This is a genomic window from Phocoenobacter uteri, assembly GCF_900454895.1.
GTDB classification, from domain to species: Bacteria; Pseudomonadota; Gammaproteobacteria; order Enterobacterales; family Pasteurellaceae; genus Phocoenobacter; species Phocoenobacter uteri.
On sequence record NZ_UGTA01000001.1, the window covers coordinates 1,385,667 to 1,399,182 of the forward strand.

Annotated in this window: 11 protein-coding genes; 9 read left to right on the forward strand and 2 right to left on the reverse strand. The window is 33.3% G+C overall.

Annotation, left to right across the window (positions count from 1 at the left end; genetic code table 11):
- Positions 1-96: 96 nt before the first annotated feature.
- Positions 97-3,036, forward strand: coding sequence for a pitrilysin (gene ptrA, locus DYE60_RS06360; RefSeq protein WP_115315791.1), 2,940 nt, complete (start codon positions 97-99; stop codon positions 3,034-3,036).
- On the opposite strand, the gene recO is transcribed toward ptrA, so the two are convergent.
- Together recO and alr are read right to left on the reverse strand one after the other, a co-directional pair.
- Positions 3,020-3,739, reverse strand: coding sequence for a DNA repair protein RecO (gene recO, locus DYE60_RS06365; protein ID WP_115315792.1), 720 nt, complete (start codon positions 3,737-3,739; stop codon positions 3,020-3,022). The genes ptrA and recO overlap by 17 nt on opposite strands.
- 1 nt (position 3,740) lies before the next feature.
- Positions 3,741-4,829, reverse strand: a complete 1,089-nt coding sequence (gene alr / locus DYE60_RS06370) for an alanine racemase (protein WP_115315793.1) — start codon at positions 4,827-4,829, stop codon at positions 3,741-3,743.
- Positions 4,830-4,952: 123 nt separating this feature from the next.
- On the opposite strand from alr, the gene DYE60_RS06375 reads away from it, so the two are divergent.
- The 8 genes from DYE60_RS06375 to DYE60_RS06410 all read left to right on the forward strand — a co-directional run bounded on the left by DYE60_RS06375 (position 4,953) and on the right by DYE60_RS06410 (position 13,508).
- The gene (locus tag DYE60_RS06375) at positions 4,953-5,879 is read left to right on the forward strand and encodes an SPFH domain-containing protein (protein WP_115315794.1); all 927 of its coding nucleotides are present in this window, start codon (positions 4,953-4,955) and stop codon (positions 5,877-5,879) included.
- A gap of 87 nt (positions 5,880-5,966) precedes the next feature.
- Entirely contained in the window at positions 5,967-6,404 is a 438-nt protein-coding gene (locus DYE60_RS06380; RefSeq protein ID WP_115315795.1) for an NfeD family protein, read from the forward strand.
- 125 nt (positions 6,405-6,529) lie between these two features.
- Complete coding sequence (locus tag DYE60_RS06385; RefSeq protein WP_115315796.1) at positions 6,530-8,581, forward strand: capsular polysaccharide biosynthesis protein; 2,052 nt, start codon at positions 6,530-6,532, stop codon at positions 8,579-8,581.
- On the forward strand, positions 8,581-9,780 hold the full coding sequence (locus DYE60_RS06390) for a capsule biosynthesis protein (RefSeq protein ID WP_115315797.1): 1,200 nt from the start codon (positions 8,581-8,583) through the stop codon (positions 9,778-9,780). The genes DYE60_RS06385 and DYE60_RS06390 overlap by 1 nt, the downstream gene beginning before the upstream one ends.
- Positions 9,781-9,815: 35 nt before the next feature.
- Positions 9,816-10,229 (forward strand): nucleotidyltransferase substrate binding protein, encoded by a 414-nt coding sequence (locus DYE60_RS06395; protein ID WP_115315798.1) that lies wholly within the window; start codon positions 9,816-9,818, stop codon positions 10,227-10,229.
- Complete coding sequence (locus tag DYE60_RS06400; RefSeq protein ID WP_115315799.1) at positions 10,222-10,569, forward strand: nucleotidyltransferase domain-containing protein; 348 nt, start codon at positions 10,222-10,224, stop codon at positions 10,567-10,569. Before DYE60_RS06395 ends, DYE60_RS06400 begins: the two co-directional genes overlap by 8 nt.
- A 183-nt stretch (positions 10,570-10,752) precedes the next feature.
- Complete coding sequence (locus tag DYE60_RS06405; protein ID WP_172460376.1) at positions 10,753-11,919, forward strand: glycosyltransferase family 2 protein; 1,167 nt, start codon at positions 10,753-10,755, stop codon at positions 11,917-11,919.
- On the forward strand, positions 11,883-13,508 hold the full coding sequence (locus DYE60_RS06410; protein WP_115315801.1) for a hypothetical protein: 1,626 nt from the start codon (positions 11,883-11,885) through the stop codon (positions 13,506-13,508). The genes DYE60_RS06405 and DYE60_RS06410 overlap by 37 nt, the downstream gene beginning before the upstream one ends.
- The last annotated feature ends 8 nt before the right edge of the window (positions 13,509-13,516 follow it).

A 13,516-nucleotide genomic window follows, 5' to 3' on the forward strand; every position in this document is an offset into this window, starting at 1 on the left:
TTTTTTAAAAATTTAGACTATTTTTAAGGAGAATGTGGAATTCTCCTTTCTTTTGTCTGTCTTATGTTCGCTAATATCAATATTAAGGAGAATATGATGCAAAAATCACTGTTAAGTTATCTTATTTCTGCGGTGCTTGCGACAACCATTAGCATGCAAGCGGTTAGTTTTGAAGCAGAAAACACCCAAAATCCTTCCCTTGTTTCACAACAACATTCAGGCTTTAAAATTATTTCAAATAATATTAAAAAAAGCCCTGCGGATACGGCAACTTATCAAGGCATTCAGCTTGATAATGGAATGACGGTATTATTGATTTCTGATCCCAAAGCGAATAAATCGTTAATGTCGGCGGTGTTACCTATTGGCTCAATGGAAGATCCACAATCTCAACAAGGATTAGCACATTATCTTGAACATATGGTGTTTATGGGATCAAAAAAATTCCCAGAAACCAATGGATTGGATCATTTCCTCAGTAAAAATGGTGGGCTAAATAATGCCTCTACCGCAAAATATCGTACCGCTTATTATTTAGAAGTAAATAATAACGCCTTTGATGAGGCGGTTGCACGTTTGTCGGATATTTTATCTGAGCCATTATTATTAGAACAAAACGCCAAAAAAGAGCTTAATGCAGTCAATGCAGAAATGGTGCGAGCGAAGTCTAGTGACGGCTATTTAATGTATAGCGTAAATTTGGCAACCTCAAATCCGAACCACCCAATGTCTAAATTTGCAGTGGGAAATAAAGAGAGTTTATCCGATAAACCTGACAGCAAATTACAAGAAGAGCTACAAAAATTCTATCAACAATATTATTCTGCGAATCTTATCAAAGCGGTGCTTTATTCGGATCAATCCATTGAGAAATTACAAAAACTCGCCGTAAAAACCTTAGGGTTGATGAAAAATAAAAATTTGCAAAAACCTATGATAAATGAACCGCTTTATCGTGCCGAAGATAAGGGCGTAATGTTACATTATAAACCGATTAAACCCTCAAAATTATTGGCGATTAGTTTTGATTTCCCAAATGATGAAGATAAATTCAAAAATAAAACAAACACTTACATTTCTTATGTGTTAAATAATAATACCGAAGGAACATTATCGGATTATTTGATTAAAAACGGTTTATCATCAAGTGGTATTCAAGCAACCAGTGATTCAAATGTAAGCCGAAATCGTGGCGATTTTACCATTTATATTGAACTTACTGAGAAAGGATTAGCCCAGCAAGATAAGATTATTTCCCTTATTTTTCAACAAATTGAACAAATCAAAAAACAAGGCATTCAAGAAAGCTATTTCAAAGAAATGCAACAAAGTTTAGAGCAAGATTTTGCCCATTTACAAGTAGAGAAAAATCTCAGCTTTGTAGAAAATATTACGGATGCAATGCTGTTTTATCCATTAGAAAATGTGATCAATGCTAGTTTTGAAACAGAATCTATGGATAAAAAGGCAATCGCCGAAAAATTAGCAGGAATGATGCTGGATAATGCCCGTATTTTGATAATGCACAAAGGTGTTAAAACGGATAAGCAAACGCCTTATATGAATGCACCTTACTCTATTCAAAAATTTAGTGATGCTCAGAAAAAGCAGTGGTTAGATTTTAGCAAAAATCCTGAAATAAAATTACCCGCATTAAACCCTTATTTTGCAACGGATTTTTCATTAAATAAAACCAAAAACTCGCTATTAAAACCACAAAAAGTCATTTTTGAGGCAGGCGAAAAAATCTATGCAATGGGAAGTCATTATTTTCCAAAAGAACCAAAAGCGATTATCAATCTAGGCTTTGGTATCGCCCCTAAAAATACCGAACTAAAACCGCAAATTACCGTTGCTTTACTCAATTATATGAACGGATTAGCTCAATCTAAATTAGCATTTCAATCCTCTATCGCTGGTATTAGTGCCTCATTCTCTTATGGCGAAAATGGTATTGGTGCAAGCCTTTCTGGTTATACGCAAAATTTTGATAAACTGTTACAAGATGGTTTAACTAAAATGAAAAATTTTGAGCTAACAGAAGAAGATTTAAAACAAGCTAAGCAACAGATTTTAGAAGCATTAAATCGTGAGAAGAAAGAAAATAGCTTAAATCAAGCGATGAATGCGTTCTATAAATTAGAAAATTATCCTTACTTTGATACTGAAAAACAAAAAGCGTTAGTGAATGAAATTTCTCTCAGTGACATTGAAAAAATGAGAGAGCATTTATTTAATCAAACGACAGGAATTGAAGTACTTTCAGTGGGAAACTTAACGGATAAGCAGGTGGAAGCATTGACTAAAACTGCACAAAAATATGTTCAAAACAGTAAAACGCAACTGAATAAAAAGTATTTTGTGGATTTCAGAAATATTTCTCAAAAAATCAATTATATTCAGCAAGTGCCGAATGAAGATGATGCATTAGTAGTTACTTACTTGGTAAAAGGGGAGGAGCGACTAACAGATTATGTTCGTTCAACTTTATTAGCTGATATTATTTCTCGCTGGTATTTTAATGACTTACGCACTGATAAACAACTTGGTTATGTAGTCGCTTCTCGTGCTGTTCACACAGGTAAAACCTCTGGTTTAGGCTTTATGGTACAAAGCCCAAATACCAAGCCAAAAGGCATTATGACTCACAATAAACGTTTCTTTAAAGAAAGTGAGCAAAAACTTACGACTTTAACGGATAACGAATTTGAGCAATATCGTGAAAGTTTATTGGAAAAATTACAGCGTAAACCAGAATCCTTAGAGCAAGAATTTGGACGCTTTGTGTCTGATTTTAATCATAACAATTTACGTTTTGATACCAGAGATAAACTGATTGAAATCACACGTAACATAACCAAAGAACAAATTATTGATTTTTATGATCAAGCGGTTATAAAACAATCAGGTTTTGTCTTTATCAGTCAAGCACTTGGCACAAAAGCTCAGCCGAGTGATGCAGTAAATGTAGAAAATGCCAAAACCATAACTAGTATTGAAGGGTTACAAAAAACCTTACCTATTTCATATTGGTAGGCTTCACAGCTTGGAACAGCTCTCTGCTCTTTAAGGGAGCTGAACCTAAAAAAGGCTTTAATGCACCACGAGTGAAACGCTTTGCCGCTTGTTGCGTTGATTTTTCACTGAAATCTAATCGATGAAAAGCGAGCAAATCTTTGCCTAAATAACTTTGATTATTTTGCAAAAGTGATGCGATAAAGCCTTTTTGTTCTCTAAACTGATAGCTCATTTCAGGATCGATCGGATCGCCTGTCGCGGCACAGTGGCTAAAATTTACCGCATAACCTAATGCGTTAAGCAAATGAAATTCAAACGTCCGTAATGTCGGTTCAATTTGTTGAGGTTGCACCGCTAATTGTGTAATACAAGAAAGATATTGCTGAAAAAGTTCTGGATAAGCGGTTGAATTTTCTAAGGTTCTTACCAAAATTTCATTTACATAAAAGCCACTATAAAGGGCGGTGGTTTGCATAGGCAAACTTAATGAGGCAGGCTCAGCTTTGGTTAAACTTTTTAATTCGCCCTTGCCCGCCCAACGTAATAAAAGTGGCGTGAAAGGTTGCAACACCGATTTTAATGGCGAACGTACACGTCTCGCTCCTTTGGCTAGCAAGGTTATTCTGCCATTTTGCTCGGTAAAAAAATCCACCAATAAACTGCTCTCGCTGTATTCTCGGCGGTGTAATACAAAGCCTCGTTGCCAGTTTTCTACGCTCATTCTAACTATACTCAATTTCAACACGTGGTGTAATTTGAGTAACTAATTCATAATTGATTACACCAATCGCCTGTGCCACTTCTTCGATCGGTAATTCTTCGCCCCATAAAATCACTTTATCACCCATTTTATCAGTGCTATCAAGCCCTAAATCAACAGTTAGCATATCCATTGAAACACGCCCAACAATCGGCACTTTTCGACCATTGATCCAAACTGGCGTGCCTAAGGGGGCGTTACGTGGATAACCATCGCCATAACCAATCGCCACCACACCTAATTTAGTGTCTTTCTCGCTGATCCAATAATTACCATACCCTACTGGCTCGCCTGCTTTGTGGTTTCTTACGGCAATCAAGGTGGATGAAAGGGTCATTGTTGGCTGAAAACCAAGATCTCGAATAGGGGTGCTGTTTGGGGAAATGCCGTGTTGAATGATCCCTGGTCGAATCCAATCATAATGAGATTGTTCCCAAAATAAAATGCCACCAGACGCCGCCATACTGCGTTCATTATTGTATTTTGCTGTCACTTGTTCAAAGCAAGCAATTTGTTTTTTAGAATAATCATTTTCAGGTTCATCGGCACAGCTAAAATGGGAAGCAAAAAAGAGATTATTAACCAATTTACACTGACTTAAACGCTGATACACTTCATCAACTTTTTCAGGCTGAAAACCTAAACGGTGCATACCCGTATCAATTTTGATCCAAATATCAATGGTTGCAAGCGGTGATATTTTTTTCGTTTTTTGCAAATTTTCGATCATTTCTACTTGTTCAAAATTATGTATCACAACATCTAGTTTTTTATCGATAACTTGTTGTAATTCAAAGGAATTAAAAAAACCTTCTAATAACAATACCGTTCCTGGATAATGCAACTCACGAATTTTTATCGCCTCAGAAAGACGTGCAACAGCAAAAGCGTCCACTTCATATTTTAATACATCAATCAAATAAGGAATTGTTTTTCCATAACCATTCGCCTTAATAACGGAACAAATTTTACTCTTTGGTGCAATGCTTTTTATGCGTTGTATATTATTATATAATGCGGTCTTATTTAGCGTCAGTATCGTTGATTTCATTGATCATTCCATTTGCTTATTTTTATCGTTTAGGAGGTAAATTATACTTCAAATAAAATATTATAGAAATAAATACTAAAAGGAGTAATATAATGAAAACCATTTTTTTCAGAGGAGAAATTTATGTTTGGTTTTGATATTAGCGTTTTACCTTTGTTACCGATCATTTTCGTGATCTTCATCATCGTTGTTTTACGATCTACTTTAAAAATTGTACCACAGGGATACAACTGGACGGTTGAGCGTTTTGGACGTTATACCCGCACCTTAAAACCAGGGTTAAATATTGTTGTGCCTTTTGTTGAAATGGTTGGGCGTAAAATCAATATGATGGAACAAGTGCTGGATATTCCTTCCCAAGAAGTCATTTCCAAAGATAATGCGAGTGTATCGATTGACGCTGTGTGTTTCGTGCAAGTGGTTGATGCTCGTAGTGCTGCGTATGAAGTGAATAATCTTGATCAAGCGATTATCAATTTAACGATGACCAATATGCGTACCGTATTAGGCTCGATGGATCTTGACGATATGCTTTCACAACGTGATTTGATCAATGGTCGCCTACTTGGGATCGTTGATGAAGCAACCAATCCGTGGGGCGTGAAAGTAACCCGTATTGAAATTCGTGATGTTAGCCCACCACAAGAATTGATTGATGCAATGAATGCTCAAATGAAAGCAGAACGTAATAAACGTGCAGAAATTTTAGAAGCAGAAGGGATCCGCCAAGCTGAAATTTTACGTTCCGAAGGGGAAAAACAATCTCGCATTCTGCAAGCGGAAGGGGAACGTCAGGAAGCCTTCTTACGTGCCGAAGCCCGTGAACGTCAAGCCGAAGCGGAAGCGAAAGCAACCCAAATGGTGTCTGATGCAATTGCGAATGGAAATACCCAAGCAATCAACTACTTTATTGCTCAAAAATATACCGAAGCATTAAAAGAGATTGGTGGTGCGGATAATAGCAAAGTCGTGTTAATGCCACTAGAAGCCTCAAACTTAATGGGATCGATTTCTGGTATTGCTGAATTGTTAAACAGTACGAAAAAATAATCAATTTCATCATTATAAGCGGTTGAATATTGAAATTTATTTGCAAAAATAATGAAAAATTTGACCGCTTTTAAACAGGAGCATTATATGGACTGGCTTACAGATTGGAATAGTTGGTTAATCGGTGGATTTATCCTACTTATTTTAGAAGTGATGTTACCAGGTGTATTCTTTATGTGGTGGGGCTTTGCTGCCATCATTATGTCCGGGCTTGTTGCAATGATAACAATCTCGTTATCGTGGCAATTTGCAATTTTTGCGGTTTTAGCTTCTATTTTCAGTTTTATTTGGTGGCGTTATCAGCAGAAAAAAGATCGTAAACAAGATGAAGAATCATCACTCAATCAGCGTAATCACGCAATGATCGGACGAATGGGGCGTGTAGTTGAAATTTTAGATAACGGCTCAATTCGTGCAAAATTCGCAGATTCCACGTGGAAAGTGGAAGGCGAAAAATTAGTTATTGGCGATTTAATTAAAGTTATAAAAGTTGAGGGAATTATTTTAATTGTAGAAAAATGCTAGGATTATTGTTATAATATTTTCTCATTTTCTCATTTTCTCATTTTCTCATTTTCTCATTTTCTCATTTTCTCATAAAAATGATACTGGTTAAGTAACGTTTTAGGTGTAAAATTTTATAAAAAATTATGTGTTCTGATATTAAAGCAATTATTTTTTCACGTGGCATAAAAAAAATCCCACATTTACAACATTTTCTACCAGAATTTGGCTTATCCAATTCTACAACTGATGTTGAAAATAGTGTTGTAATGGGCTGGGGATATCGCCCTTCAACTAAAAAAGCTTTAGATTTTGCTAGAAAACATAATTTGTCTTATATTGCCTTAGAAGATGGTTTTTTACGCTCGCTTGGATTAGGCATTAATGGCTATCCACCTTTATCAATGATCGTTGATGATTTAGGCATTTATTACGATAGCTCTAAACCTTCTCGCTTAGAAAAATTGATTTTAGATTATAACGATGATTTTGAACTCAATTATCAAGCGAAGAAAGCAATGTATTTAATGCAGAAATATCAGCTTTCAAAATATAATCACGCCTTAAATTTTTCATCAAAAATAAGTGATTGTCGTCCTGTTACGCTCATTATTGATCAAACTTTCGGCGATATGTCCGTTACTTATGGTAAAGCTGATGAACAAATTTTTTTACAAATGGTCAAATGTGCCATTGCTGAAAATCCCAAAAATCAGATTTGGGTCAAAACGCACCCTGATGTGCTAAGCGGTAAGAAAAAAGGGTATTTTTGCAATTTTGATGATTTTCAAGAAAAAGTGACTTTTATCGCTGATGATGTAAATCCTCAATCGTTACTTGAACAGGCAGAAAATGTCTATTGTGTAACTTCACAAATGGGATTTGAGGCATTGTTATTGGGTAAAAAAGTCGTCACTTTTGGTACGCCTTGGTTTGCAGGCTGGGGATTAACAGACGATCGTCACGCTTTTATTGCTCAATTAAGAACAGAGAAAAGACGAACGAATAAAAATATTACGGCATTATTTGCTGCGGCTTACTTGCAATATAGTCGTTATATTTCGCCTTTTAATGGAAAACCAAGTGATATTTTTGAAGTTATTGATTATTTGAAAAGAAGCAAAATCATCAATCAAAAATTGGCTGGTGAAATTTATTGTGTTGGTATGTCAATTTGGAAAAGAGCTGCTATTAAACCGTTTTTCAATGTACCACAATGCCAGCTAAAATTTATTTCTATCAAGCAAGCGGTGAATAATATTTCACTTTTTGCAAATGCGAAAATTTTGGTATGGGGAAATAGTAAAAATCAGATTGAAGAATTAGCGCACAAGCACCAAATTCCTGTGCTAAAAATGGAAGACGGCTTTATTCGCTCGGTAGGGCTAGGATCAAATTTAGTCCCTCCCCTCTCTTTGGTGATCGATCCAATTGGCATTTATTTTGATGCGACCAAGCGGTCATATTTAGAAGAGATTTTGCAAAACTTTCAATTTAGTTCAGACGATTTATTACTGGCGAATAAAATTAGAAAACAACTTATCGCTCAGCATATTGGGAAATATAACGTTGGAAACGCAGATTTTGAAATAAATTCAGATAAGAAAACACTCTTAGTAGTGGGGCAAGTTGAAGATGACGCATCAATTAAATTCGGTTCGCCTGAAATTAAAACGAATTTAGCCCTGTTGCAAAAAGTGCGAGAACAAAATACAGACTGTTATATTATTTATAAACCGCACCCAGATGTAGTTAGCAAAAATAGAAATGGCAAAATAGCTCGTGACATTGCGTTACAATATGCAGATCAACTTATTGAAACTGCAAATATTTTAGATTGTATTAACCAAGTAGATGAAGTACATACTCTTACTTCTCTTGCGGGCTTTGAGACATTACTAAGAAATAAAAAAGTAGTCTGTTACGGATTACCTTTTTATTCAAACTGGGGATTAACAAAGGATTATTTACCTTTACCAAGAAGAACAAGAAAATTAACCTTAGATGAACTTGTGGCTGGCGTGATGATTTACTACCCGCAATATATTGAGCCACAGCATCAATATTTTATTGATCCTTTACAGGCAATCAATATTTTAAAAACACAAAAAGAAGCATTAAATCATAATGGTTTTAAACGTTTTTGGATTTCAAAACAAATTTTTAAATTAAAACAACTGATAAAGTTGGTGGGATAATGATCAAACATAATCTTGACGAGTTAGTGGATAGTTCACGAAATATTTTATTGCTACAAGGTGCGATTGGCAATTTTTTTGCAGAATTATCCTCTTTTTTAACCGCTAAACAAAAGCAAGTGTTCAAAATAAATTTTAATGGTGGCGATGATTTTTTCTATCCAGTGAATGATCATACCTATCAATTTCAAGATCATTTTTGTTTTTTAAGTAGTTATTTAAAAAATATTGTAAAAGAAAAAAATATAGATACTTTCATTTGTTTTGGGGATAACCGCCCCTGCCACAAAATAGCCAAAGCAGTAGCAAAACAATTAAATATTGCGTTTTGGGTCTTTGAGGAAGGTTATTTTCGCCCTAATTTTGTCACGCTTGAAAAACAGGGGGTAAATGCCTACTCGCCTATTCCTAAGAATGCTGACTTTTTTTGGAATCGACCGAGTAAAATACCTGAAACTTCTCAAGAAATTACAAAAAGCTTTATCAAAGTGGTAATAAAAGCTGTTCAATATTATTACTATCTCAATAAAAGCAGCACAAAATACAAATACAATGTTCATCATAGAGAAACAAGCCTTAATCATTATATAAGAATATGGTTTAAGTCAGGAATTAAACGTTTTTATCATCGTTTTTCAGAATATTGGCTAACCAAAAAGATTATTCGTGGCGATTTGAATGATTTTTTTATTGTGCCATTACAAGTGTATAACGATTCACAAATAGTTGTACATAGTGATTTTCAGGATGTTCAGCATTCATTAAACTATGTTTTAGATTCATTTAGTCAATTTGCACCTAAAAATCTAAATTTGATCATAAAACATCATCCAATGGATCGTGGCTTTACCAATTATTCGAAAGTGATTAAGGAATATGAAAATCGTTATCCTGATTTAAAAAATCGCGTGTTTTATATTTACGATATTCCATTACCGATTATTTTAAGACAAGCGAAAGCAATGGTGACAGTAAACAGCACAAGTGGGCTTTCCGCAATGGTGCATAATGTGCCAGTTAAAGTATTAGGAAAAGCAAATTACGATTTTGAAGGGCTAACATATCAAGGTGACTTAAAGGATTTTTGGTCAGAGCCAAATCAGGTAGATGAAGAACTATTTACCCTTTATCGAAACTATCATTTAAATAAAACGCATTTGAATGGGTGTTTTTATGGTGGGGTAATATTAAAATTATAACGTCTCTAGAATATTCAACAAACAAAAGGATAAAAATGGAAAATTTAAAATATACCCGATTTAAACAACGTTTCCAAAATTTTGAAAAAGCATTTATACAACTAAAAAAAGCAGTAATTCGAGCCGATGAATTAGATGAATTATCCAAAGAAGGGTTGATACAACGCTTTGAATATACTTTTGAATTATCTTGGAAAACACTGAAAGACTACTTAGAGTATGAAACAGAAGAAGCAATATTATCACCAAGACAAGTGATTAAAACAGCATTTAAATTAGAGTTACTTGATAACGGTGAATATTGGCTTGAAATGCTAAATAAACGTAATTTAATGGCTCATACTTATAACGAAGATTATTTTAAACAAGTATTTGAAAGTATTATAAATCTCTATTTTTCTCAAATTGAAAAATTATATGAACAGCTCAAAGAGATGAGCTATGAATAATAGTTTTGGTATTTATGAAAAAAGTTTTAACTTAATTGTTAAAACATTATTTTCTTTCCCAGAAATTGAAAAGGCTTGGATATTTGGCTCAAGAGCCTTAGGGAATTATAAAAAAGGCTCTGACATTGATATCGCTTTAGAAGGAAAAAATATAAACCTAGATACCCTTGCAAACCTTTCTGGGCTATTAAATGATGAATTAGAGATCCCCTATGAGCTTGATCTTATTGATATAAAAAATTGTGATAATACTGACCTACTTACTCATATAAAGCAAAAAGGCATATTATTTTTAAACAGAACAGAGTTACCTCCCTCCATAAGAGAGCCTCTAGACTAGACCACTCTTGGTTGTTTTTTAATCAACCAGAGGGGGGGGGGGTAACTAAAATCTATGGTTTTTGTCAAAAAAATCACAAAAACAGATAAGCTTTCCTGTATAATAGGAAAAATTATAATTAAATATTAAGGTGTTATGTTTTCTCTCTTTCACAACAGAAAAAAGTTTTTATTGGAACATAATATGTTTCAGACTCTACTTTTAGAATACGATTCCACAATCTCTGTTGAAACAGTGATCGCTCATTTTGCGTTGCAGAAAGAGAATGCAAAACATAATCTTGAAACCTTAATGAGCAAAAAGATATCGTACAAAAATTATTGTGTTTTAATTAGGTACTTAAGTTTTTATGCTCCCTCTGTGGCATTAGAACTATTAAAAAGCAAACAATTAAAAGAGCCTTATTTTTATTTAAGTCTATTGGCTCATTTAGGTAAACACGCAGAGTTAGAAAAAGAAATCAAGAGTCAGTTAAATGCTGACTCTTCAAGTGAAGTATTACTCTTAAAAAACTATCTACATAACGATGCGAAACAAAAAATAATACAGTTAAATACACTTTTTAAAGAAAATGAATTAGAACTATTACAACTAAAGGATAAAAATAAAAATCTTTTTGTCGACAATTTATATTCCACGGCTACCCCTTTACCAAAAGAAGATATGCCTTTAGTTAGTATTATTGTTACAACCTATAATTTAGAAAAATACATTGAACATAGTATAAAATCGTTACTCAATCAAACCTATACAAATATAGAAATTATTGTGGTTGATGATGCAAGCTCAGATAACACTGTGGCTATTGTTGATAAAATCGCATTGAAACATACGAATATTAAACTAATAAAACAAACGAACAATGTTGGCACATATGCCTGTAAACATATTGCAATGGAATATGTAAATGGCGAATTTGTGCAATGCCACGATGGTGATGATTGGGCTTGCCCACAAAAAATAGAAAAGCAAGTAATTCCATTACTAAAAGATAGAAAGCTAGTAGCAACATTTTCAAGATGGTTAAGATTAGATAAAGATGGTGATCCTGTTACTGATCGAATTTATCCCTTGATAAGAGAAAACCCTAGCTCTTGTTTATTTAGAAAAGAAGTCGTTATGAATAAAATGAGACTATGGGAACAGGTAAAAACAGGAGCTGACAGTGAATTTAATGCTCGCATTAAGCAAATTTTTTCAAAGCAAATTTTGACGATAAAATTACCGCTTACAATAGGATCTTATAGAAAAGAATCGCTTAGTCAAAATCCGAATACAAAAGATCCATTAGGGAGATTGAAATATTGGGAAGAGTGGAAAAAAAACTTAATAAAAAAGAGAATAATATGAAAAAACTAATCATTTTAGGTCATCAAGAAGAAGATTGTAAACAATTGGAAAATTGGTTTATTGAGGCTGGAATGCAATCGCCTAGCCTCTCAAAAATAAATCAAATGTCGCCAAAAGAAATGACAGAAGTATTTAAAAAACTTTCTGCACAAGAATTTGAAACTTACTTATTGGAGGACAAAGAACCTAGCAATGCTAAAAGTAAGAAGAAAAAGCAGGAAATAGATATTCATCAGCAAAAAATGGCTGAATATCTAATGATGGACTTTAACCTAGCGAATTTAGATTCTGAACCTTATTGCTGGGAAGATTCTCACGCGATTGATATTTTGGATAAATGGTATCAAGCGGATCGATCGACCCAATTTGTTATTTTATATCGTAATCCTAGTCATTTATTTTCACTTGATGATGAATGTGATGATTTAAATGATGAAAAAGTATTAAAAAAATTATCCTCTTGGCTTAAATATAACACCAAAGTATGTAATGTTATTAATAAGTATCCTAAAAACACCGTTCTAATTAATTTTGATGAGTTTAGCTCACGTTCTTCTGATTATATTCAATCATTCCAAAATAAATTTTTACTACCTTATAAAAATTTAGAACTTTTAACTGATGTTATTGAAGAACAAGATCATAACCATTACGCATTACAAGAGCTTATCTTAACCCAAGTTTTAATGGAACAAGTTCAAGTACGCAATTTATACCAAAAATTACAAAGTAAAGCAGGGCTTCCAAGCACAACGCCATCGGTTGAAAGTGCTAAAAAAGCGTGGAAATCTGTGCTTAATATGTCGTCATTAAATAAACAATATCAAATTGAAAATGAGCAAAAACAAACTGAAATTGTATCGCTTAATTCAAAGTTATCTGAATTTGATGAGATAAATAAAGAACTTTTAACCCAAAGCGAACTGACGCAGAAAGAAATCCAATCTTTAACACAAAAGAGTATTTCATTGAGCGAGTTTAATCAAAATATTCTATCGCAACTAAATGAAACACAAAATGTATTAGAAAATTTAGAAAAAGATAATTCGTCTATAATATTTACTAACAAAAAATTAGAAACAGATAATAATAATCTTATGTCTCAAACTAATTTAATTCAAAATGAAATATTAAGGCTAACAGAAAAAAATCACTCATTATCTAATCATAACTATAATATTTTATTACAGTTAAATAAAACACAAGAAATACTTGAAGATTTAGAAAAAGAAAATAATCAACTTAAAACCCCCCCTATTTTGGGTGCAGATGAACGAGTTAAACATTATTTAACTTATCGTTTAGGTAATATTTTAGTAAATAGAAGTAACTCATTATTTGGTATTTGGGGTATGCCTTTTTTTCTTTGGAAAGAATACAGAGATTATAAAGGAGAGAAAAAATATAATAAGGAAACATATCTGCCTTTACATAAATACGCTGATTCTGATAAAGCAGAAAAACTGAAAGAACATTTATCTTATAAGATCGGCGAAATATTTTTAAGTCACATTAAAAAGCCACATTTATGGTTTGTTATGCCATATCGTATGTGCCAAGTAAAGAAAAAATTTAAAACTAATAATTAGGAGAACAA